Source organism: Weissella thailandensis (assembly GCF_005405465.1).
GTDB classification, from domain to species: Bacteria; Bacillota; Bacilli; order Lactobacillales; family Lactobacillaceae; genus Weissella; species Weissella thailandensis.
In genome coordinates this window covers 63433-88827 of record NZ_BJEC01000005.1, presented here as the reverse complement: position 1 = coordinate 88827, position 25395 = coordinate 63433, and the positions used below count along the sequence as shown (strand labels likewise).

Sequence of the window (25395 nt, the reverse complement as noted above, 5' to 3'; positions counted from 1 at the left end):
GCTTTGACGTACATTTAAACATAAATAGACCGGGACAATGAAGTGTCCCGGTCTATTTATGTTTTATTATATTATTCTGGATTTTGTTCTGCTAAACGCCACCGTAAATAAGCATTAATAAATGGGTCTAAATCACCATCCATGACTCCTTGCGGGTTCCCCGACTCAAAACCATCGCGATGATCTTTAACCATTCGATATGGCTGGAAAACATACGACCGAATCTGTGATCCCCATCCATTTTCTAAATGGTCACCCGCAATTGCGGCACGTTCTTGTTCCTTTTTATCCATTTCTAACTGATACAATTTTGCCCGCAACATGGCATACGCTGTATCTTTGTTTTGGAATTGCGAACGCTGTTGCTGCGAGGCAACCACGATTCCCGTTGGTATATGAGTCAAACGAACAGCTGAAGACGTCTTGTTAATGTGCTGCCCACCTGCACCCGATGCTCGATAAACATCCATTTTTACGTCCGCCGGATTTATATCTACTTCGACTGAATCATCTAATTCTGGCATCACATCGATTGAAACGAATGATGTGTGACGACGACCAGCTGAATCAAATGGTGAAATACGTACAAAACGATGAACACCACGTTCAGAACGAAGATATCCATAGGCATTATGACCAGTAATCATTAAGGTTACCGAATCAACACCAGCGACATCCCCCGGATGATAGTCCATAATATCAACTTTAAAACCATGCTGCTCAGCCCAACGTGTATACATACGTTGTAGATTAGCTCCCCAATCCGCTGACTCTGTACCACCTGAACCGGGATGAATCTCCAAAATCGCATTATTTTTATCATAAGGCTCATTGAGTAATTGCGTTAAACGATAGGCAGACAAATCGTCACTTAATTTTTCCAAATCATCTGACATTTCTGTTGCCATATCCTCATCATAGCTTTCGCTTAATAAGTCTATCGCCGCCTCGACATTTTCAGCACTGTTTGCAAGCTTTAAATAATTGTCACGACGCCCTTTTAACACGTTATTCTCGTCAATAACTTTTTGTGCAGCGACATTATCTTGCCAAAAGTCAGGTTCAACCATTTTCGCTTCATTAGCCGCAATTTCATCATTCAATGCCTCTAGGTCTAGCGAGTCACCGAACTTATCTATCTCTGCTGACATGTCAGCTAATCGGCGACGTGCTTCAGATATTTCCATTATTTCCTCCTTGCAAGAGTTCACAAATGAATGTCAGGCCTATTTGTGCGCAGAATTTAACGTCTGCCAACACATCAAAAGCCCGCAATCCAACAATTACCACCGTCAGATTCCGGGCTCGCCCAACCAAAACATTATTCATCAATCTTGATTGTAAGATTTTGTTTCAATAAATGTCTGCTTACCGCACATTTTGCCGGATTTCTGACTTCATAAATAGTCGCGTAACATCATATTCAACGCCCGCAATCATCTCATCGAACATACGGAAACCTTCGTTTTGGTACTCGATCAATGGATTCAACTGTCCATAACCACGTAGCTGAATAGAATCACGTAATTGATTCATTGCTTCCATATGATCCGTCCATTGCGAATCAACCACACGCAAAATAACGACACGGGTAAATTGCAATAGCCGTTCCTCATCATCCCCAAGGGCGTGACGCTTTTCATCATACATTTCCTTGGCACGACGATAGATTTCATTCTCAATTTCCTGTGCTGACTTACCTTGTAAATCAGCAACTGTGATTGAATCAACAGGGACAATCGTTGACTGAGCAAATTCAACAATTGCATCAAGGTGCCAGTCTTTTGGCTTACCATTTGTTTGATTCTTAACTACCCGATGTATCGTACGTTCAACCATTGGTAATAGGACATCACGTAATGATTTTTCTTCGTCGATAACCTGGTTTCGGTTTGAATAAAAAGCGTTACGTTGTTGTGACATGACATCATCGTACTGCAACACGTGCTTACGAGAGTCATAGTTATTTCCCTCAACACGCTTTTGAGCAGATTCAACAGAACGAGTAATTAGACCGTTACGGATAACTGCATCCTCATCACCCATATTCATACTTTCCATCAAATTCTTAATACGCTCACCACCGAAACGAATCATCAAATCATCTTCTAGTGACAAGAAGAATTGTGAGTATCCCTTGTCTCCTTGACGTCCAGAACGACCACGCAATTGGTTATCAATTCGACGAGATTCATGTCGTTCAGTACCAATAACGGCTAGTCCACCCATATCAGCAACACCCGGGCCTAATTTAATATCGGTACCACGACCAGCCATGTTGGTAGCAATTGTCACGGCGCCACGTTGGCCGGCATTTGCAATAATTTCAGCTTCACGAGCATGGTTCTTGGCATTCAACACATTATGTGGGATACCTGCTTTATCCAATAACTGTGATAACAATTCTGATGTTTCAACAGCCACCGTACCAATCAAAATTGGCTGGCCTTTTTCATGTAATTTAATCACCAAATCTAGTACCGCATTAAACTTTGAACGTAAGTTAGGGTACAACAAATCTGGTTCGTCAACACGTTGAATTGGCTTGTTGGTTGGAATCGTTGTGATTTCCATATTGTAAATCTCACGGAATTCGTCCGCCTCAGTCTTAGCGGTACCAGTCATACCAGATAACTTACTATATTGACGGAACAAGTTTTGATAAGTAATTGATGCCATGGCACGATTATCTTCTTGAATTTGTACTTGCTCTTTAGCCTCCAAAGCTTGGTGCAAACCATCAGAAAAACGACGACCTTCTTGAATACGACCAGAGAACGCATCAACTAAGACAACTTCACCATCACGGACAACGTAGTCCTTGTTATTAAACATGGTGTAATTAGCACGCAAAGCTTGATCAATATGATGAGTCAAGGCCACATTTCCTGTGCCGTAAAGGTTTTCTAGATTGAAGTACTTTTCACCCTTAGCAATTCCTGAATCATTCAACAAAACTGACTTTGATTCGTGATCAACTTTAAAATCTTCATCTTCAGTTAATGACTTTGCAAAACGGTCAGCACGAATATACAATTGGGTACTCGTTTGGGCTGGTGCCCCAGAAATAATCAATGGTGTACGCGCCTCATCAATTAAAATTGAATCAGTCTCATCGACTAAGGCGAAGTTCAAACCACGCTGCACACGATCTTCTTTACGTGCAACCATGTTGTCACGCAGATAATCGAAACCAATCTCTGAGTTTGTTGTATACGTGATATCACAAAGATAGGCTGCTCGTTTTTCGTCTGGTGATAACTCAGTTAAGTTAATACCAACCGTAAGTCCAAGCCACTTGTATAGTTGGCCCATTTCTTCACCATCTCGTTGTGTTAGGTATTCGTTAACCGTCACAACATGAACACCTTTTTCTGGTAAGGCATTCAAATACACAGCCATGGTCGCAGTCAATGTTTTTCCTTCACCGGTCTTCATTTCGGCGATATTACCACCGTGTAGGACTGCAGAGCCCATAATTTGGACACGGAATGGGTATAACCCCAAAACACGTTTTGCACCTTCACGTACAACCGCAAAGGCTTCCGGTAAAATATCGTCCAACGTTTGACCCTGCTTTAACAGGTCACGAAAATATGGCGTTTTTGCTTGTAATTCTTCATCTGGTAAGGCTTCCATTTCGTCAGCATGGGCTTCCACTTTATCAGCCAAGCGACCCAAGCGACGTAATTTTCCTTTATCACTTTCAATAATTGTACGTAATGGATTAGCCATTTTTATCTTCCCTCTCATCGGTCATTATTAGCTATTTATCGCTAATTATACTAAGTAACATTCTAACATACTGACGAACATAGTTACATGACTTTTAAGCAAAAAGAAAGTGAGCCAAAAAGGGTTGGAACAATCATTTTGTCCCAACCCCTTTCAAAATTTTTATTATAAGAACTCACGAATATTTGCTAAGGTTTGTTCACGACCTAACAACTCAAGCAATTCTCCTAGATTAGGGCCTTGCTCTTCACGAGTTGTCGCAATACGCAATGGATTCCATAATGCGCGACCCTTAACATCCATTTCATGTTGAATTTCACGAACTGCATGCAAGATAGCAGTTGCTGTAAATACTGGCATCTTTTCAATCTTATCAATGAATAGTTTCAACATATCATTAACATTATCTGCCTTCATCCATTCCTTTGCTGAATCAGGAATATCAGTAGCTGCTGGCATCTCAAAGAATACTGGCTTGATCAATGGCACGATTTGAGCAGTATAAGAAACACCATCCATATAGATGTTCATAACTGAACGTAACCATTGTAGTCTCTCAGCCGTCAACTCTGCTGGATCAACAAGCTTTGAGTAAACCAATTGTTCAATTAGCTTATCAAAGACCATGTTTTGATCGGCAGTCTTAATCCATTGATTGTTGACCCACTCCAACTTTTTATTATCAAATTTAGCTGGTGACTTTGATAGACGGTTTTCATCGAAAATCTTAACCAATTGCTTTCTGTTAAAGATTTCCTTTTCACCAACTGGTGACCAACCAAGTAGAACGATAAAGTTCAACAAAGCTTCTGGTAGATAACCTAATGCACGATATTGTTCGATAAATTGCAAAACAGTTTCATCACGCTTTGACAACTTCTTACCAGTATCTGCATTGATGATCAAAGTCATGTGACCAAAGATTGGTGCTTCCCAATCAAAGGCATCATAAATCATCAATTGCTTAGGTGTGTTTGAAACATGATCATCCCCACGTAATACGTGAGAAATTTCCATCATATGGTCATCAACAACAACGGCAAAGTTGTATGTTGGCATACCATCAGCCTTTTGAATGACCCAGTCACCACCAACAGTCGATGAATTAATCGAAATAGGTCCCTTAACAATGTCATCCCAAGCATAATCTTTATTCTCAGGAACACGGAAGCGAACAACATATGGTAGTCCCTTAGCTTCGGCATCAGCTTGGAAAGCAGCAACTTCTTCATCAGTCATGCCTTCGTACTCATATACATAGTGTGGTGCTTCTTTGGCAGCAACTTGTGCTTCACGTTCAGCAGCTAATTCTTCTGAGGTTTTAAATGAACGGTATGCTAAACCACGATCCAACAAATCTTGAATAAGTGGCTTGTAAATTGATAGACGTTCAGATTGACGATAAGGACCATACTTTCCTGGATTGGCTGGAGACTCATCCCAGTCCAAACCAAGCCAAGTCAAATTATCCAACTGTGACTTTTCACCATCTGCAATATTACGAGTCTGATCTGTATCCTCAATACGGATAATAAATTCACCATTGTGGTGACGGGCAAATAGCCAGTTAAATAATGCAGTACGGGCATTTCCAATATGTAAATGTCCAGTTGGTGACGGTGCGTAACGCACTCGAATTTTTTTCTCGGTAGTCTCAGCCATGCTAATCGACACTCCTCTTTATCTTGTATTTCTAAATATATACCGACTACTAATATACCGCGCTTTCCCGTGCGATTCAACGTGTTCTACGTAATAAATGACTAATTTTTGAAAATTGTCGGTTATTTTTCGATAACCGTTCCAAAAATCATCCGACCAGCATCAGTCTGCAAAGCCGATGTTACTTCAATAGTGACTGTTTGTTGTAGATACTTACGTCCCTCTTCGGCTACGACCATTGTACCATCATCCAAGTAACCAACAGCTTGTTGACGTTCGGTACCTTTCTTGACCAATAAGACAGATAAGTGATCACCAACTGCAACGCGTGGTCGTAATGCACCCGCTAGCTCATTAATATTCAAAACTTGCACATTTTGAAACTTAGTGACCTTATTCAAGTTATAATCGTTTGTTACCAAAATACCATTGATATCTTCTGCCAATCGAATCAGCTTTTCGTCGACCTCAGAAATATCCTCGTAATCACCTTCCCACATTTCAACCGGTACATAATTGCTTTCACGAAGTTCATTTAAGACATCGAGTCCACGCCGACCACGGACACGTTTCAACGATTCTCCGGCATCGGCAATATATTGTAATTCGTAAAGCACGAAATTAGGCACTAACAAAGTCCCCTCAACAAATCCGGTTTTAACAAGATCAAGAATACGACCATCAATCAAAATATTCGTATCTAAAATCTTATAATGGTGGTAGTTGGTCTCATCGTCGGTTAAAACATCGCCACGATTAGGCTCATCTGGACGAACCTTTTTCGTACGTCCTGTCAGTGTTGGTAATAGCTTACGCCACTCATCGATTCTTGTCGTTCCCAATCGGAATCCGAAATAGCCTAACAATGCCATAACAATAACTGGAACCACACCACTTAGGAAAAAATTATCCATATGTTGTAGAGGAACTGTAATCACGACTGCAATGACTAACCCAATCAAAGTTGTCAATGAGCCAATTAATAATAGCAATGGTGATTGCTTGTTTAAATAATTTTCAATGCGGTGAATCATCTGATCAATTGGTCGCCATAGTGGCAAACTTAATAAATAAAAAATAATAGCACCTAGAATAAAATTGACAATAACATTATTAACCCATACTTGTTCCGCTAAATTAAAAATATCCCAGATTACTGGCAATAATGTGATTGCGATTGCCCCACCAGCAAGTAAGAAAACACCTTGAATAATTCGCTTTCGTAACATTTAGTTCTCCTTTCTGCATTATTCTAATGCGGTTTTTAACGCCTCCGACAAAGTCTTAGTGGTGATAATTTGAATTCCCTCAATGTCCGCTAATTGTTCTGCAACATGTTTAGGGACAAAGACGCGTTTGAAACCAAGTTTTTTAGCTTCGTTAACTCGTTCAACAACGTTAGGGACGCGTCTGATTTCACCCGTCAACCCAATTTCACCAATAAAAGCATCTGTTGATCGTGTTTGTATATCATTATAGCTTGATGCAATCGCAATCGCGACTGCTAAGTCAATTGCTGGCTCATCAAGTCGGACACCCCCAGCAGCACGCACGTACGCATCTTGATTTTGTAGGAGCAAATTAGCTCGTTTTTCTAGCACTGCCATTAACAACGACACCCGATTTCGGTCAATACCGGAAGCCGTCCGTTGCGCATTACCAAATACAGTTGGCGTCACTAACGCCTGCACCTCAACTAAAATAGGTCGTGTTCCTTCCATGGCAACAACGACAGCTGAACCACTCGCATCAGCTAATCGCTCTTCTAAAAATAAATCTGAAGGGTTCGCAACTTCAACTAACCCACCATGTTGCATATCAAAAACGCCCAATTCATTTGTTGAACCAAAACGATTCTTTACAGCGCGGAGTAATCTGAAGCTGCGCTGGTTATCTCCTTCAAAATATAAAACGGTATCGACCATGTGTTCAAGAATTTTTGGACCAGCAATGGCCCCCTCTTTAGTAACATGCCCAACAATGAAAATTGTAATATTATTGGTTTTAGCAATCTGTAATAACTCTGCGGTAGTTTCACGAATTTGTGAAACCGAACCAACTGATGAACTAATGTCAGGTTCCTGCATTGTTTGGATGGAATCGATCACAACAAATTCTGGTTGCGCCTCATCAATGGCTTGTCTAATTTGCTTCATATCCGTTTCTGGAAATAGCAAAAAGTCTGAATCACCACGTACCCCTAATCTTTCGGCACGTAATTTTATTTGCGATGCGCTTTCCTCACCAGCAATATACAAAATTTTCTTACCTAGATTGGCTAACTGTCCCGAAATTTGTAGCAATAAAGTGGATTTACCAATTCCTGGGTCACCACCTATCAATACCATGGAACCCGGTACGATTCCACCACCAAGGACACGATTAAACTCCTCATTGTCTGTTTTAATGCGTGGCGTCTCTTCAATGTTGACTTCATCTAAGCGTTCAACCTTCGCCACTTGACCAGCTAAATTAACACGTGACTTGCGGTCAACTTTTTCTGGCTGCATGACCTCTTCAACAAATGTTCCCCAGGCACCACAATTGGCACATCGTCCCATATAACGTTGTGAGACAAAACCACAATTTGAGCAAACGAATTGGGTTTTCGTTTTTGCCATGATTCACCTCCTCTATTTAATCCCAGAGCTACCGAAACCACCCTGACGTGTTTTTTTGATTTGTTTTTGATCATCATCAGTGACTAGGAAAGGCATAAAAATACCCTGTCCAATCCGTTCACCTTTTTTAATCGTCACATCATGAAGGCCCAAGTTAATCATTTGAATAAAAATTTCACCTTCAGTTTTAGGATTATCAACGTAATCAGCATCAATAATCCCTACACCATTTGGCAAAATCAAATGGCGCTTTAATGGATTTGACGAACGATTAGCAATCATCAAATATTCGTCATCACCCATATAGGCTTTAATACCGGTTGGTATCAACAATGGCTTGATTATTTTTGATGCTTGTTCATCATCGGTAGTTGTTATGACATCATTATGTCTGATTTGCCATAAAACTTTCAAAAATGGTAAGCGCCAAATAGATGGCAACGTAAAATCCTCAGCTGCCTGGAAATCATAGCCAGCAGCGTGTTCTGTACTTCGACTTGGCAAACTTAAATTGGCGTTTGCATACTTCTTAACAACAGCAAATCCTCGTTTCATTTCAATCCCTCTCAAATAAATTCTCAAAACTAAGTATAACTTAATTTTAAGGAAATTAAAAAGCACTCGTCAAAATAACGGGTGCTTTCAAAACAAATTTAATCTTTATAAGCTATTTTTTGATATTCTGGGTTTCTGAAAAATGCTTGTCGCGCATAAGTACATACTGGCTTTAGTTGTACACCTGCTTTCTCAGCACGCGCAACGACCTCTGCTAACAGTTGTCCAGCAATACCTTGTCCACGTAACTCTGGATCGACATACGTATGATCAATTGACCAGACCGCACCTCCTAGAATTTCGGGGAACAATATTTCTGCATCTACAATACCATCTGTTTCGTGAAATAAGCGTCCGGGTTCATAAGTAAATTCCATATTGAAACCTCCTGACTCTATTATAACTAAATTACAACACCATTGTTGTTTAAACTATCTGATGGCACCTACAAAGTCTGGCAACCATTTTTGTGAAATAGTCTTAACGGTCACTTTTTCCGTAAATACATCAACCGTGACATATCTGCCGCCACCAATATAAATACCAGCGGTCGTTGGTAATAGTGAACTTCCCCAGACCAATAAATCACCTGGAATGGCTTCTGAAACATTGAATTGCGTGACAGTTTTCATTTGCTCACTAATTTCATGTGGAAAACCAACACCAGCAATTTTGTTGAATATATACTGAATCAAGCCACCCGTATCAAAACCGGTTTCTATGCTTTGACCATCCTTTAAATAAGGTACCCCCACGACATCATCTAAAACTACTGTTAAACGTTCACAAATATCTTCCATAAGCATTTGTAACATAGTTCTTTGAATACGTGCCCCAGTTGTTTTACGGGCAAAATTTGAAGCGGTAATTTGTACTGGTTTTTCCGCAAGTGGCGGTTCAAATAAAATTTCTGCATCTGCTTGATCGAAATCATTGAAATGCACAACACGGCCCGGTTCAATCTTAAATGGCATCCGTCAATCACTCCTTTTATTATACAAAAAAAGACTCGCTAACGAGTCCTTCAAATAATTGCGTTTTATTGGTGAATAAATTGTACACCAGAAGTTGAAATAGTACGTTCGTTGAATGCTTTTCCTGCATAGTTTGCTTCTGAGATAGTAATTGTACCATCAGGGTTTACAGAATCAACAACAGCAACGTGACCGTATGAGCTAGCTCCACCAACACCTGGTGCAAACAATGCAACAGCTCCAACAGATGCTGAAGAATTTACAGTGTGGCCTGCAGCTGTGGCTGATGCACCCCATGCTGAAGCGTTACCCCAGTGATTACCAACCCAGCTCAAATCACCCTTAACAAACCATGTGCATTGTCCTGAAGGATATGTGTTGCCAGCAGTATCTGCTGAAACAACTGACTTGTTTGCTGTAGAAGCCGTTGCGGCAAGCTTTTGTGGCTGAGCAGTTGCTTGTGATGCTTGCGCAGCTGATTGTGCGGCTGCTGAACTTGCTGCGGCTTGTGATGCTTGTGCAGCTGAACTTGCGGCTGCTGAACTTGCAGCAGCTTGTGATGCTTGTGCGGCTGAGTTTGCTGCGGCTTCTGAGGCATTAGCAGCTGATGTTGCAGCTGATTGTGCGGCCGCTGACTTTGCTGCAGCTTCTGAAGCGTTAGCAGCTGATGTTGCAGCTGATTGTGCGGCTGCTGACTTTGCTGCGGCTTCTGAGGCATTAGCAGCTGATGTTGCAGCTGATTGTGCGGCTGCTGACTTTGCTGCGGCTTCTGAGGCATTAGCAGCTGATGTTGCAGCTGATTGTGCGGCTGCTGACTTTGCTGCAGCTTCTGAGGCGTTAGCAGTTGATGTTGCAGCTGATTGTGCGGCTGCTGACTTTGCTGTAGCTTCTGAGGCGTTAGCAGTTGATGTTGCAACTGATTGTGCAGCTGCTGAACTTGCTGTTGCTTGTGAAGCGTTAGCAGTTGACGTTGCGGCTGGCTTTGCTGCAGCTGAACTTGCAGCTGGGGCACTAACAGTTGCCTTAGTTGCTGAAGCTGTAAGGTTAAGTGAATCACCAACAAAGATAGTTGATGAAGCTTGCAAACCTTCGTTAGCTGACAACAATTCTGACAAAGTCATACCATTAGCATTAGCGATTGCCCATAAAGTATCACCAGACTTTACAGTGTATGATGATCCCTTTGCAGCTTGCTTTTTTGGTGCTGCTGAAGATGCTGTTGATTCTGCTGATGTTGATGATGAACCTGGTAATTCAACCTTGTCACCAGTAATAATCATGTTAGCGTCAGCAATTTTGTTTGCTGAAACTAATTCGTCAACAGATACATGATGAGCTGCTGCGATAGCATACAATGTATCTCCAGATTTAACAGTAACAGAATCGGCAGAAGCTACGACTGAGCTTCCAGCCAAGGCAGCTGCTGCTCCGGCAGTTGCTAATAGCGTATTTTTTACAGATGCGTGCATATTAAGTACCCCTTCAAACTTATTGTTTATATAAATTAGAAATTGCCCACCAGAACATTTCTTAAGATTTTCTTTATTTTTACTACAAGCACTATTGTACGTTAGAGACTTTTCAAAGAGTTTCATTTAATGTTTCATTTATGTTACACAGCACAAAAAACTTAATTTTCGCTTTATTTTGTCCACATTTTGCTTAATTGAAAAATTCAACGACTCGATTATTGTACAAAAAAAGACAGCAATTGTAGTTGCTGTCTCGATGATATTTATATTTTTTTAAACTTATTATGAATTTTGTACAGTACTCTTCATTTCTTCGATCACAATATTGTCATCTACTAACTTAGTGGTCAACTGCTTGACCTCAGGATTATCAAGATAAAAGTCTGCAATTCGATCCTCGAGTCGCTCTTGGATAACGCGACGCAATGGTCGTGCCCCCATTTCTGGATTATAACCTAGGTCAACAATCTTCTGCTTAACATCATCAGTAACAGTAAGATGTAGATCTTTTTCTGCAATGGCGACATTCATATCAGCAATCATTAAGTCAACGATCTTTAACAGGTTATCCTTAGATAATGCATTAAATTCAACGATGCCATCAAAACGATTCAAAAATTCAGGTTTGAAATATGGTGCCAAACGCTCTAGTAATCGTGAGGTACCACGTTCATGCTCTGGGTCAAAACCAACCTTCGTATCCTTGACACCAGTACCAGCATTTGAGGTCATAATAATAATTGTATCCTTAAATGAAACAATGTGACCCTGTGCATCTGTTAGACGACCATCATCAAGAATTTGGAGGAACATATTCATAACATCTGGATGGGCTTTTTCAACCTCATCTAACAAAATCAGTGAATATGGGCGACGACGAACTGCCTCAGTCAATTGACCAGCTTCTTCATAACCAACATAACCCGCTGGAGCACCAATTAACTTTGAAACCGAATGTTTCTCCATGTATTCCGACATATCAAAACGGACCATACTATCAGTTGTACCAAATAATTCCTTGGCTAATTGCTTAGCCGTCTCGGTCTTACCAACACCAGTTGGACCAACAAATAAGAAACTTCCAATTGGACGTCCAGTTTTATTAAAGCCGACTCGATTACGGCGAATTGCTCGTGCAATTTTTTCCGTAGCTTCATCTTGACCAATAACGTGTTCAGCTAAATTGTCACCCAAATTACGTAATTGCGTTTGCTCTGACTCAGCTAATTCGCCAACTGGAATACCAGTCTTTTCTTCAACAATCTTTTGAATATCTTCAACTGTGACAGTTTGTGCTGCTTCATTTTGCGGTGCTTGCTGTTTAACAGCCTGTAATTGTAGTTCTAGATTATTAACCTGGTCACGTAATTTACTTGCCTTTTCATAATCTTCTTGCTCGATGGCCGACTGCTTTTGTGCTTCCGTTGAATGAATCTTATTTTCCAATTCCTTTGGATCCGCAATTTTCACTGACAAATTCTTTTTTGAACCAGCTTCATCAATCAAATCAATTGCCTTATCAGGTAGGAATCGATCTGAAATGTATCGATTTGAAAGATTTACTGCAGCTTCCAAGGCCTCATCGGCGTACTTGACCTTATGATAATCTTCATATCGTGAACGAATTCCCTGAATAATTTGTAGCGCTTCTTCAGTTGATGGTTCGTTAACCTGCACTGTTTGGAAACGACGGGCAATCGCTGCATCCTTTTCAATCTTACGATATTCATTAAGCGTTGTTGCACCAATTAACTGGAATTCCCCACGTGCTAAGGCAGGCTTCAAAATATTTCCTGCATCCATTGAACCTTCGCCAGCAGTTCCAGCACCCATAATTTCATGAATTTCATCAATAAATAGGATAACGTCGTCCCGCTTTGAAACTTCGTCCATCAATTTTTGCATACGCTCTTCAAATTGACCACGGACACCTGTCCCTTGGACAAGAGAAATAACATCTAGACGAATAACTTCCTTACCTTGTAACTTTCCAGGTACCTTCGCGTTGACAATTGCTTGTGCTAATCCTTCGACAACGGCTGTTTTTCCAACACCGGCCTCACCAATCAACACTGGATTATTCTTCGTACGACGGTTAAGCACTTCAATAACTCGTGCGATTTCATCGTCTCGCCCAATAACCGGATCAAACTTGCCCTTACGTGCCATTTCCGTCAGGTTAATACCGTACTGATCAAGCAAACCATTTCCTTGACCATTATTATCATTTCCACCGCCTTGTCCCATTTGTGTACGTGGTCCTTGTTGTGAACGTTGTGCTTGTTGTGTCCTTGCAGCTTCATTATTCATCATACGAAAAATATCATCAAAACTTGAAAAACCAAATGGATCTTGTGCCATAATACGGCCTCCTTACAATCTTTTTTATATTCATTATTCCCAGTAGTTTCAACATCAGGCCTCTCTTTGACCTTTGTTGACCTTGCTTACATTATCTATATTAGCACTCTACCACATAGAGTGCAAACTTTGTTCCACGTTTTTTTAAACAAAAAAAGAATGAATTTTAGTTTACATAAAAATCCATTCTATATCATTCTTTTATTTATTAATTAATATTTAATCACTAGCTTTCCCAACATATCACCAGCAGAAACTTTTTGTTGCGCTTCCAATACCGCAGCCGCTGAGAAACCATCAACAGTTTGTGTAATGGTTGATTGCACATCCCCCGCACTCACTAATTCTGCAAGTAATGCCAACGCCTCTCCTTGACTAGCAACATTTTGCCCAGCGTTGGTCTTCGCAAACATAAATTCCCAGTCTAATGAGGCTGCTTTGTTTTTAATGAGGCCAACAGGCAAAGGCTGTGTCGATTGCACGATTGCCCCGATACGTCCATAACTACCTACTAATTCTGCCGCCGCTTCAAAATGCTGGTCTAATGAATGTAAGACCGCAATGTAAGGAATTGCAGGGAAGCCAAGGCGCTTGACTTCAGACACATAATCTTCTCGATGATTAACAACAAAATCAGCACCTAATTGTTTGACCCATTCAATTGTTTCATCACGTGAAGCAGTCGCAATCACTGTCATACCAAGCCATTTTGCTAATTGAATCATAATCGACCCAACGCCCCCAGCACCATTAACAATCAACAAAGTTTCTCCTGACGCTGCACCAGGAACCATCGAAATACCAAATTTGTCCGCAAGCATCTCATATGCTGTTAAAAATGTTAATGGCAATGCCGCCGTTTCAACATCTGACAAATTGTCAGGCGCTTTAGCAACCAATCTTTCATCAATTGCTTCATACTCAGCATTAGAACCAGTACGCCCTAATTCTCCAGCGAAGAATACTCGGTCACCGACCTGATACTTTTTCACATCAGTACCAATCGACACCACTTCACCGACACCATCAAAACCAAGAACACGTTCTTCCTTTGCCGCCACAGCTAATTCAAGCTGCTTAACATCCACCGGATTCATACCAGATGCAGTAATTTTTACAAGCACATCATGACTATCAACATTTGGCAACGGAATTTCTTTTTCTAACAACGGGTTGTCTTCATCAAGTGTCGTAACGACCGCTTTCATTAATTTTGTCATAATTCACTCCCTCAAATAATAGATACCAAGATTTCCTTACATACATGATACTATGGTGGTAAAAAAATAGCGATAACAACACACTTAAGTGTTATCATCGCTAACTAACGATTAATTTTGTGAACCTTCTGCCGCAGCAACGCCTTCCTTTAGGCCGTCCATATCAACATGGTGCTCACGGAATTCTTTATTATCAATTGGCAAATGCAATTCATAATTATCGAAAATGGTCAAATCTCCTTCAAGCTGGTCAGCATCAAAGCCAAGAACATGACCGCCAAACGTCCGATCATCACTCAAGAAATGGACATGCCAACCAGCAGCGACAGTCCCTTGATACAACTCTGGTGAATAATAACCAACTAATGTTCCAGTAACATCAGTTTGTTCAAACTCACGTTGTGTTTTCGTAATTTCAGACAATGACGGATATGGTCGTTCAGACTTTGGTGCAGACCTAACCTTCATATATGAAAAACTGCCCCGTAAGATGACACCAGAAAATGTATTCTCTAATTCACGGTCATCAATCAGTGACACCATTTCCTGCATATTTCCAGCACTAAATTTTACTGTTTCTGAAGGATCACCAGCATGATGTACTGTTGCAAACGGCACGGTCTTATCCATATCAGTTACATGATGAATAATCCCCTCACCATCCATATAATAAACTTCGCCATCAACCATGATCATCTCACCATCAAGGCCATCAAATGTACCAATTCCTGTATCACCATGTTCTTTTAACTCAGCCAAAGTAGCTGAACCTCCAAGCACTTTGCCCATCAAAGCTGCTAACGTACTATGTTGATATACTGTTGACATACTTACTCTCCCTTTCCTTAAAACAAAAGGCCGAGACAAAAGAAAATGTCTCAGCCTCCTTGTGCGTAAAAATACCCAATATGATTGGTTATTTTTATGCATAAACGTGATTCAAAACGTCTTTTGTCTCACCATTTTTATTCTACATCATTAATTAATTGTGACATTAATTCATAATTATGTGAATAGTCTACTGGAATCTCAACAACAACTGGACCTTCAGTTGCGAAGGCTTCATCCAATACAGCATTCAATTGCTCAGGTTTATCGACACGTAGTCCTTTAGCACCAGCTGACTCAGCAAACTTCACAATATCAATATCAGAGAACTTTACACCAGCTGATTCGCCGTTGTACTTAACCTCTTCTTGGAATTTAACCATATCATAGTGGTAATTATCTTGCCAAACAATGTGAACAGTGTTCAAATGCAATTGCACTGCCGTTGCCAATTCCATTCCTGAGAAGAAGAAACCACCATCACCTGAAACAGAAACTGCTTTAGCGTTTGGACGTACCATTGCAGCTGCCATTGCCCATGGCAAGCCAACTCCTAATGTCTGCATACCATTTGAAATCAAGAAATGACGAGGAACATATGATTTAAAGTGACGACCTAACCACAAGTAGTGAGAACCAATATCAGATGTTAACGTCATTTCATCCGTCATATGTGCTTGCAATGCCTTGATAATACTCAATGGATGATTCAAGTTTGGTTGAGCAGGCGTATACGTTGGTTCTGCCGCTGCATGCAAATCGGCCTTTAATTCAGCTAATTTAGCTTGTGATTCAGCAGGTAACTCATAACCCTTGATTTGTTCCTTAAGAGCATTTAACGTATCTGCCAATGTACCAACCAATTGACGTTCTGGCGTAAAGTGATTGTCAATTTGAACAGCCTGTGTATCCACAGCAGCAATCCGCAAGTCCGCACTCTTGTTCCAGTTACGTGGTTCATATTCAATGGCATCATAGCCGACTGTAATCACTAAGTCAGATTGTGCCAATAAACGGTCACCTACTTGGTTACGGAAGAAACCAATCCGGCCAAAGAAAGTTTGCTCCTCTAGCTCACGCGAAATCACTCCCGCACCTTGATAAGTTTCCACAACTGGCAAAGTAGTTTGCTCTAGTAATGCATGCAATGCATCTGTTGTTGCATCATCTGAGCCACGAGCACCAACTAACAAAACTGGTAATTTAGCAGACTTAACTTGCTCAGCTAACCAAGCAATATCGTCAGCGGCAGCTGCACCATACGTAGCTGGTTTAACAACTGGTAATGCTTCCATATCAACTTCGGCTTCATCAACATCTTGTGGCAATGAAACGAAGGCAGCTCCTGGCTTAGGACCATTTGCAGCTGCGACAGCATTAGAAATAATTTCTGAAATATTATTTGGATCTTGAATTTCAACTGAATAGTTTGTAATTGGCGCAAACAAAGTGGCTGATGGCGTACTTTGATGTGTTAAGCGATACAAGTCCTTACGTTGTACCTGACCACCAATGGCCAAAACAGGATCATTTTCAGCAGTTGCTGTCATCAATCCTGAGGCCAAGTTGCCCACACCTGGGCCTGAAGTAACAGCAACAACACCGGTTTTACCAGTGATACGTGCAAATGCTTGAGCCATAAACACAGCGTTCTGTTCATGACGAGTAACAATTAACTTAGGTGCTTTTGTTCCTTCTGCTGGATGTTCAAGCTTTTCAAATAAGCGATCAATCTTAGCACCAGGAATTCCAAACACCAAATCAACACCATGGTTGTTTAGGCTGTCGACAACTAAGTCGGCACCGGTCTTCTTCTCTTCAGACATGTACTCTACCTCTTTAAAATATATTGCAAATAAGCATCAATGCTTACATTGTAGCGCGTTCACACCGTATTTTGTAGTAAAAAGCAACCGGCTTTCTGACTTAAAATATAAAACATTTTTTCACAAAGCTTATAATATTCAACACTATAACGCTTACACAATTTGTGAAATTTTATTTGATTTTTTTATAACATGCAAAAAAGCGTTAGCTATTTCTCATCAAAATAACTAACGCTTTCCGCATCTGTAAAACTGGGCATACTGGATTCGAACCAGTGCATGATGGCACCAGAAACCATTGCCTTACCGCTTGGCTAATGCCCAAAAAACAACTATTCAATCATACAACATACCTTGGACAAATACAAGTCCAATAATATTAAAAAATATTTTTAAATATAAATCATCTGATCGTTAGTCGTGTCATTTGTAACACCTTGCCAAGGATACCACGAATTTAGCGATCCGTCAGCACCTTATCATCAAATTTAAGCATGTACTTGAGAATTTCAGTTGCCCGTTCTTCACCCAAAGCAACTAACCAACCATCAAAGCGTAATTCAATATGTTGGGTCAGCTCTCGTTCTACTTCTTGACCACGCTTTGTCAAGTGTAGCAACATACGGCGACGGTCAGTCACATCTGCTTCCTGCCAGATATATTTTTTTCGCAATAGCATGCGAATTTGCCGTGATACGGCTGCCCGGGTCACTTGACGTTTAGCCACAATATCTGTCAATGTTAGGCCATCATGTTGGGCCACGCCTTGCATGATCAAATATTGTTCAAATGATAAATCATACAATGACGCTGGTTCATCAACCATCTCATTCAAATACTTTATCGTCGATAGGTAAGCGTTGATATATTTCGCAACTAAATTCATTTTTCTTCTCCAAAAGAATATTTTCCTACTATAAAGACTATTTTATAAAATAAGCAATATTCTTTCAGACTAATTTTTTTAAAAAAAGAGATTAGCACGCTAATTGCTAATCTCTCATAGTATTTATCATTAACGAACAATCATAACTGTTACTGGCGCATTGTTTGCGACATAACTTGATTGCGAACCAAAGTACTTTTCCGTCCCTTGTTGTGAATGTGATCCAATAACGACCATATCTGGCTTAACGGCTGGAATAACATCCTTTACAATAACTTCTCCTGGCTCACCTTCAGCAATACGCGTATCAACATCAGATACACCATTTTCAATAGCCATTTCACGATAACGTTCTAACGCACGTTGCACATCCTCTTCAGCAGCACTGCTACGCTCTTTTGAAAAGAAGTCAAAAACGTTTAACTGTTCTTTTTCAAAAATAGAAATAATTGTTAACTTAGCATTGTCCTCTTTCGCCTGATGAATCCCATTAACTAATGCCATTTGCCCAAGGTTTGAATCATCAACTGCTACAAGAATATGTTTGAATTGTTTTCCTATTGCCATTTTTACTCTCCTCTACGTATATAATCGTCATAACAATCAAGCATATTGACTATTATTACATTTACCGATAAATTCCCCGATTATCAACTTGTTCAATCCACCCAAATTACTAGCTGATCAAACCGCCAAACTTGGACCATCACTTTGCTGTAACGGATCCTCTACTGAAAAAATAACCTCAGTAAATATGCCTCCTTGTTTTTTGGTATACCTAATTATCTATCTAGCCGCATAAAAAGTAAAGTTATTACCAGGCTTTTATTGTCACGATAATCCTTTATAAAAAGGCGATAACTTGACAAAAAGCAAAAAATAATGTAATTTAGAACAGTTGAAAAAATAAGATTATTAAACACTGCCTTCTTTCTAACACGGCGGTGTAAGGGAGGATATTACTATGGCAGTTCCTGCACGTAAAGTTTCAAAGCACGCAAAGCGCACTCGTCGCGGCGGTCAAGGCGGATTGAAGACGCCAGCTATTCACATGAACGAAAATGGTGTGTACGTACGTAACCACCACGTTGCTGCTGATGGCACTTACAACGGTAAGCAAGTTGTTTCACCTAAGTAAGCTCATTTATTAATCTATTTTTGGATAGATAAAAATAAACGATTATTAAGACAGGGAGTGGATTTGTCCATTCCCTGTTTTTTATTTTACCGCGTTTTTAGCCCTTTTCATATCTAACTGTAAAATCATACCAGTCTGATTCTAAAAGCGCTTAGAACGTGACTACAAGCCACCTGTCAATGATATTCATAATAGATAGATCCAAGCAAATTAAATATCATTTCGAAACTAGTACGTCACATATATTTGCAATATTTTAAAATAAAAAGACCGGAACAATTATTATGTTCCGGTCTTTTATCATATTAAATTTCTTGCTTAAAGTCTTCTGGCTTGTAAAGCTTGAATACCTTTGTAAATAATAGGTCAACAACAATTCCAGCAATGATTGGAATAATTGCCCAAACCAAGATAGCTGGCATAACACCAATTACATTCGTTTGGAATACCTTGTCAGCAGCATCACGTACAACTGACTGAATTGGTGAAACGAATCCGATCCAACCAAATCCGGCTGAAGTTGGTGTTCCTTGAACGTTCAAGAAACTAATTGGCAATGCTGAAAGTCCAGCAGCAACCATAAATGAGAATAACATTATTGGCTTCTTAAACACTGAAGGCATCATTCCCTTCATAGCTCCTAAGAAGATAGCAACTGTTGTTCCAACCTTGTTAACTCTAATTGAGTTAATCAATAGAACAACTGTCGTTGCAACGATACCAACACCAGCAGCCGCTGATCCCAGTCCAGACAATGTAATTGCCAAAGCAATACCAACAGTTGAAACAGGTGTGACGATAATAACGGCGAATACCATGGCAATAATAATTGTCATTGGCAATGGTTGCAAATCAGTTGCTAATTGCACCATCTTTCCAATCCAAGTTGTTACTTCACCAACATAAGGTGCGATTTCTTTACCAATTAAGCCAACACCCCCACCTACAACGATAGGACTTAGGATAATTGCTAATGAACCGAATCCCCATAGATATTTAGCAATCAACCAAATAACAAGGACACCGATTGCCGCAACAATCATGGCATTGATAACATCTCCAGCTCCAGATGCCATGTACACCGTACTAGGCGAGGTTGTCGTCACGCCAGTAATTGGATTCTTAAATCCCGCTGGCACTGAAGCCCAATTGATCGAACCACAGGCAACTCCAACCGCAATGGCCATAACTCCAACATCTAGAGACTTCATGTTAAATTGCATGGCAATTGCCAAACCAATCAACATTGGGATAAATGACGAGAATAACGTCAAAATCGCACTTAGGTCAACCGCCCATCCCATGCCGCTCTGTACAAACGGACGAATAACGTACTTCAAAACAGCTGATGGCAAAACACCAATCAAAATACCTTGAGCAGAACCAGACAATACTTTAAAGAAAAAATCTTTAAACTTTAGTTCGTAAGAACCGTCAAAAACTGCGCTAGCCATAATATTCAATTACCTTTCTAATCTAATGTGACAATGTCACATACCTACTCACAGTAATAAAATCCCACAATCATCACTGTAAAAAATTAACTTTTAATACTTAACTTCGTTTGGTGTCTCTTCACCCTTAATAAAGGCTAATGAGGCATTCATTGATTGCGTAACCATCTCATAAACAGCCTTAGTTGTATAGAAAGCTGTGTGAGGTGTTACCAAAACGTTCTCACGAGCAATCAAGTCTGCAATCTTAGCGTCTGGGAATTCTTTGTCTGACCAGTCACTGTTGAACAAGCCAACTTCCTTCTCATAAACATCCATTGCAAGACCAAAGATCTTACCTGAATCTAAACCATCAACAATGGCGTCAATATCCATCAAGTCACCACGAGAAACGTTGATCAATACAACATCATCCTTCATCTTTGCAATTGATTCTGCATTAATCATGTGGTAATTTTCTGGCAAACTTGGTACGTGAAGTGAAATCACATCAGCTTGGGCATACAATTCATCCAATGTATCAACGTAAATACCTTCTGCTTCAAGCTCAGGGTTACGGTAAACATCATAAGCAACGATCTTAGCACCGAAGCCCTTCAAAATATCAATCAACACACGTCCAATGTGTCCTGTACCAATAATTCCGAATGTTTGCATACGAACTTCACGACCAATTGTTGGTGCCCAACGCAAATCATGGTTAGCAATTTTGTTGTCTAATGGTTTTGTCTGACGTAGCACACGTGCCCCTTGAATAGCTGCGTGCTCAGCAATTGCATTAGGTGAATAAACTGCAACATTTGAAATTGAAAAGTCGAAACGACGAGCTGTATCAAAATCAATGTTATCTGTACCAACATTACGTAATGACATTTTGTTAATGCCTAATTCGTGCAAAGCGGTCAACGTTTCAGGTGTGTATGATAATTGTTGGTAAACATCAACTGCATCTGCGCCTTTAGCTAATTGAGCAGTTTCTGGATCCAATAACTTATCAGTAAAGTCTACTTCTACTTCTGGGTGGTTTGATTCCCACTCACGTAGTGCGGCTTGCTCATCTTGTCGAATACCATATGCAAAAATTTTCATTGTTCTATTTCCTCCAAAGCATGTCTTAACACTTTTAATTATAAATACATTTGTGAAATATTCAACACAATAGCCGGAAATAAACAAAACGTGTCGTTTCAATATGGGACAAATCACTTTATTTATAGCTAAAATAGAATATATATATTTATTTTAAAGCGCTTACACAATGTGTATAGATTCACAATAGGGAAGTATTAAATTATATCACTAAAGCACCTCCTTCATACAATGATATGATGTAAACACCTGTTCTGTCAATAAAGAAAGCGGTTACCGAAAAGTTTGTGAACAATCCATGTGCTGCACGAAAAAAATCTTTACTTATTAATAAAAAACGACCATGAACTGACATTAGTTTGTCAGGATCATCAGTCGCTTTCAAAAAATTTATTAAGTAATTGCTATTTGATTAATCTGCATTCTTTGTACTAATGTTTCGAACAGCTGGGAGGCTATACGCTAAAATAGCTAGTGCTACTTCAGCAATGCCACCCCACATAAACAATGGTAAAATGCCATACTGCTCTGCTAATGGTCCGATAAAAGCAAGGCCCACAGGTCCTGCTGCTGCTTGCAAAGGCATTGTAACTCCCATAACCCGACCTAAATATTCTAGCGGATATGATTTTTGGATAATAGTCATTAAAAAGCTATTCATAATTGGAATAGATAACCCAACAACAATATTAAAACCAAAGAATGACCAAAAGCCTAATTCATTGCCAGGCAATACACCAGAAAACATAAACATTGCGCCCATAAAAATTATCGCAATAAGCACAGGATGGATTAGCCGTGTAACTTTACTAAATAATCCAAGTATCAATCCACCGACCACCATGCCAACTGAAAAAATCGTTTCCACTAAATTGGCATGAAATAGACTCATTTTGAAATATTCGGTCGTAAAAAGCGGATACATTGAAGATATTGGCACAAAAGCCACCATTACCAGAGAAACAATAATGATTAATTGCAGTACACCACGCTGCCCAATCATCACCTGCCAACCAGCAATTAAATCACGAGATACTGTAATTTTTCCTTGTGCCAGTTGATTGAAACTTGGTATCACAGATAACAATACTGTTGTTGAGCCAATAACCGCACCAACAATATCAATCCACATCACACCCACGAGCGGTAAATTACTGTATGTCAAAAACCCAAGGGTGGGTGCTAGTACCGTGCTAATAGCATTAAAACTGCCAATTTGCCCATTCGCTTTTACCAAAAAATCATCTGGCACTAATGTTGGTACAGTTGATTGAATCGTTGGTTGCTGAAGTGTTTGGGCAACTGAACGAATGAAAACAGCAGTATAGACAATATACAACGGCAATGTGCTTTCTCTATTACTAAATATTATTAGTAATGCAGCGGCAGCAACAATCAGGTCTCCACCAATAAGTAGCAATTTTTTATTTAATCGATCTACCAATGGGCCAACAATTGGTGCCAAAACAATTCCTGGGATTGTTGATAGCATTGTCGCAAAAGCTAAAACACTAGGAGACTTATAAGTCATAGTCATGAACCAAATAAGCGCGTACTGGACTGTCCAACTCGTTATCCCAGAATGTAATTGACCGCCAAAAAGCCGATAAAAATTAAATTGCCAATTCTGTGGTAGTGATATTTTTTTGTTTTCCATTATTAATAAACCTCATTTTTTTAATGTTTGGGGTAAATCAATTTCGGTCATCTACTACAGCTATTTTGGTCATAATAAGCTCCTTATTTCATATGTATTCGGCGAAATGAAACGCGCTAACTAGCGTATCATACGTTAACAATGATTGCTATCATACTTATAACAAACAACCACAAAAAAAGTACCAATAACTAATTTTATGAAATTAGCTATTGGTACCAAGTATTAACGAATTTTATATTACAAAACCACTTTTATGACTTGTCCTTAGCGCTAGTCATAATCTTATCAATCAAGCCATACTCAAGTGACTCTTCAGCATCTAGCCAGTGATCACGCTCAGTATCCTTTTCAACTTCTTCAAATGGTCGACCAGTATTGTCTGCCAAAATTTGGTTCAACTTCTTACGAGTCTTCAAAATTTCTTTGGCAGCAATGGCAATTTCAGTTTGTTGTCCTTGAGCACCACCTGATGGTTGGTGAATCATGAACTGTGAATTAGGCAAAATGAATCGCTTACCCTTAGCACCTGAAGATGCTAAGACAGATGCCATTGATGCTGCCAGTCCAATTGTAATTGTTTGAACGTCAGCACTAATGAAATTCATCGTGTCATAAATAGCCATACCAGCATTAACCTCTCCACCTGGAGAGTTAATGTACATATAAATGTCCTTGTCTGGATCTTGGGCATCTAAGAATAGCAACTGTGCAATAATTGCTGTTGCCATTTGCGATTCAATTTCACCGTTAACCATAATTATACGGTCAATTAATAAACGTGAAAAAATATCATATGAACGCTCACCATGTGATGATTGTTCAATAACATATGGAATTGGTGTCATTTTTTATTTCCTCCTAGTGTTCAAAATCAAGAACATATTATCATTTTATCATTTCGTCAAGAATGGTCAAACCCTATTTAACTAATTATCATTTCCTCGTTGCAGCTCTTTTGGGATTTGTCCTGTGTCTCTGATTTCATCAGCCATTTTTGTTAATTTTCGTAAACGATGATTAACACCGGATTTCGAAATTTCACCTGATGGCACATACTTTCCGAGTGCTGACAACGGATCTTCACGATGTGCTAAGCGAACTTCAGCAATTTCACGTAATTTTTCTGGAAAGCGTCCCAAACCAATTTCTTCGTCTAAAAACAAAATATCATCGATTTGTTTTTGGCTCGCATTAACGGTCTTATCTAAATTCGCATTTTCAGCATTGACCAGCCGATTAACGGAATTACGCATATCACGAATAATGCGTACATCTTCCATCCGAAACATTGCATTTGTTGCACCGATAACTTTCATCATGTCACCAATTTTTTCAGCTTCCTTCAAGTACACGATGAATCCTGAACGGCGTTCAACCACTTTAGCATTCAAATCAAATCGGTTCATTAGATTTGATAATTGCGTAGCTTGTTCTTCATATAAGGAATATATCTCTAAATGATAACGACTAGTTTCCGGATTATTCACCGAACCAGCAGCCAAAAAAGCCCCACGTAAATAAGAACGTGCTTTGCCTTCTGGCTCTAGCCACTCATCAGGAACAGTCGGTAGTAATTCGAATCCTTCAAAGATATGCAAATCATCAAGTAATTCGTTAACACCTTTCGTAATACGAACGACATACAAATTATTTTTCTTCAATTTCATTTGACGACGAACAGAAATTTCTGATGGCAAACGATAGAATTTTTGCAATAACCCCAAAATCCGTCGTGCCGTTGCCGCATTTTCGGTTTGCACATTAAGGGTGAAATGCTGATTTTTCAATCCCAATGAGCCATTCATTCGTAACAAAGCAGATAATTCAGCCTTCGCATTATCTGGATTAATAATTTCTAAGGTGGTTAATTCTTTTTTAACATCACTCGCAAATGACATTAGTGCCACCTCCCAC

General features: G+C 39.7%; 21 protein-coding genes and 1 tRNA gene. 1 reads left to right on the top strand and 21 read right to left on the bottom strand.

The genetic code is table 11. From position 1 onward, the window contains the following. Positions 1-71: 71 nt before the first annotated feature. The 16 genes from prfB to FFM62_RS03175 form a co-directional block, all read right to left on the bottom strand. The gene (gene prfB, locus FFM62_RS03250; RefSeq protein ID WP_115470226.1) at positions 72-1187 is read right to left on the bottom strand and encodes a peptide chain release factor 2; all 1116 of its coding nucleotides are present in this window, start codon (positions 1185-1187) and stop codon (positions 72-74) included. Positions 1188-1368: 181 nt separating this feature from the next. Then, a complete protein-coding gene (gene secA, locus FFM62_RS03245) occupies positions 1369-3735 on the bottom strand; it encodes a preprotein translocase subunit SecA (RefSeq protein WP_115470225.1) in 2367 nt (788 codons plus the stop codon). Between the two features lie 165 nt (positions 3736-3900). Then, on the bottom strand, positions 3901-5397 hold the full coding sequence (gene gltX, locus FFM62_RS03240; protein WP_115470224.1) for a glutamate--tRNA ligase: 1497 nt from the start codon (positions 5395-5397) through the stop codon (positions 3901-3903). Between the two features lie 122 nt (positions 5398-5519). Then, positions 5520-6626 carry a PIN/TRAM domain-containing protein gene (locus FFM62_RS03235; RefSeq protein WP_115470223.1) on the bottom strand — a complete coding sequence of 369 codons (1107 nt, stop codon included), beginning with the start codon at positions 6624-6626 and terminating at the stop codon, positions 5520-5522. Positions 6627-6644: 18 nt separating this feature from the next. Beyond that, complete coding sequence (gene radA, locus FFM62_RS03230) at positions 6645-8018, bottom strand: DNA repair protein RadA (RefSeq protein WP_115470222.1); 1374 nt, start codon at positions 8016-8018, stop codon at positions 6645-6647. A 12-nt stretch (positions 8019-8030) separates the two neighbouring features. Beyond that, a complete protein-coding gene (locus FFM62_RS03225) occupies positions 8031-8573 on the bottom strand; it encodes a dCTP deaminase/dUTPase family protein (protein WP_115470221.1) in 543 nt (180 codons plus the stop codon). A gap of 98 nt (positions 8574-8671) precedes the next feature. Beyond that, on the bottom strand, positions 8672-8950 hold the full coding sequence (locus tag FFM62_RS03220) for a GNAT family N-acetyltransferase (protein ID WP_115470220.1): 279 nt from the start codon (positions 8948-8950) through the stop codon (positions 8672-8674). A gap of 54 nt (positions 8951-9004) precedes the next feature. Beyond that, entirely contained in the window at positions 9005-9547 is a 543-nt protein-coding gene (locus FFM62_RS03215) for a C40 family peptidase (protein WP_115470219.1), read from the bottom strand. Between the two features lie 65 nt (positions 9548-9612). Continuing rightward, a complete protein-coding gene (locus FFM62_RS03210) occupies positions 9613-11016 on the bottom strand; it encodes a LysM peptidoglycan-binding domain-containing protein (RefSeq protein WP_165845846.1) in 1404 nt (467 codons plus the stop codon). A gap of 285 nt (positions 11017-11301) precedes the next feature. Then, a complete protein-coding gene (locus FFM62_RS03205; RefSeq protein WP_115470217.1) occupies positions 11302-13380 on the bottom strand; it encodes an ATP-dependent Clp protease ATP-binding subunit in 2079 nt (692 codons plus the stop codon). Positions 13381-13592: 212 nt separating this feature from the next. Further along, positions 13593-14600 carry a zinc-binding alcohol dehydrogenase family protein gene (locus FFM62_RS03200; protein WP_115470216.1) on the bottom strand — a complete coding sequence of 336 codons (1008 nt, stop codon included), beginning with the start codon at positions 14598-14600 and terminating at the stop codon, positions 13593-13595. Positions 14601-14711: 111 nt separating this feature from the next. Further along, positions 14712-15428: an acetolactate decarboxylase gene (gene budA / locus FFM62_RS03195; protein ID WP_115470215.1), complete on the bottom strand. Its 717-nt coding sequence runs from the start codon at positions 15426-15428 to the stop codon at positions 14712-14714. Between the two features lie 137 nt (positions 15429-15565). Beyond that, positions 15566-17254, bottom strand: a complete 1689-nt coding sequence (gene alsS / locus FFM62_RS03190; protein WP_115470214.1) for an acetolactate synthase AlsS — start codon at positions 17252-17254, stop codon at positions 15566-15568. A 252-nt stretch (positions 17255-17506) separates the two neighbouring features. Next, positions 17507-17578, bottom strand: a tRNA-Gln gene (locus FFM62_RS03185). A 133-nt stretch (positions 17579-17711) separates the two neighbouring features. Further along, a complete protein-coding gene (locus FFM62_RS03180; RefSeq protein WP_115470213.1) occupies positions 17712-18140 on the bottom strand; it encodes a MarR family winged helix-turn-helix transcriptional regulator in 429 nt (142 codons plus the stop codon). A 129-nt stretch (positions 18141-18269) separates the two neighbouring features. Then, positions 18270-18707 (bottom strand): universal stress protein, encoded by a 438-nt coding sequence (locus tag FFM62_RS03175; RefSeq protein ID WP_075270204.1) that lies wholly within the window; start codon positions 18705-18707, stop codon positions 18270-18272. A 397-nt stretch (positions 18708-19104) separates the two neighbouring features. Here FFM62_RS03175 and rpmF point away from each other — a divergent pair, with 397 nt between their 5' ends. Then, entirely contained in the window at positions 19105-19278 is a 174-nt protein-coding gene (gene rpmF / locus FFM62_RS03170; protein WP_002827844.1) for a 50S ribosomal protein L32, read from the top strand. A gap of 305 nt (positions 19279-19583) precedes the next feature. On the opposite strand, the gene FFM62_RS03165 is transcribed toward rpmF, so the two are convergent. The 5 genes from FFM62_RS03165 to whiA form a co-directional block, all read right to left on the bottom strand. Further along, positions 19584-20732: a PTS sugar transporter subunit IIC gene (locus FFM62_RS03165; RefSeq protein ID WP_115470212.1), complete on the bottom strand. Its 1149-nt coding sequence runs from the start codon at positions 20730-20732 to the stop codon at positions 19584-19586. A gap of 93 nt (positions 20733-20825) precedes the next feature. Then, positions 20826-21821 (bottom strand): D-2-hydroxyacid dehydrogenase, encoded by a 996-nt coding sequence (locus tag FFM62_RS03160; RefSeq protein WP_115470211.1) that lies wholly within the window; start codon positions 21819-21821, stop codon positions 20826-20828. 412 nt (positions 21822-22233) lie between these two features. Continuing rightward, positions 22234-23478 (bottom strand): MFS transporter, encoded by a 1245-nt coding sequence (locus tag FFM62_RS03155; RefSeq protein WP_115470210.1) that lies wholly within the window; start codon positions 23476-23478, stop codon positions 22234-22236. 254 nt (positions 23479-23732) lie between these two features. After that, on the bottom strand, positions 23733-24326 hold the full coding sequence (locus tag FFM62_RS03150; RefSeq protein WP_075270208.1) for an ATP-dependent Clp protease proteolytic subunit: 594 nt from the start codon (positions 24324-24326) through the stop codon (positions 23733-23735). Between the two features lie 81 nt (positions 24327-24407). Then, positions 24408-25379, bottom strand: a complete 972-nt coding sequence (whiA, locus tag FFM62_RS03145; protein ID WP_115470209.1) for a DNA-binding protein WhiA — start codon at positions 25377-25379, stop codon at positions 24408-24410. Between the last annotated feature and the right edge of the window lie 16 nt (positions 25380-25395).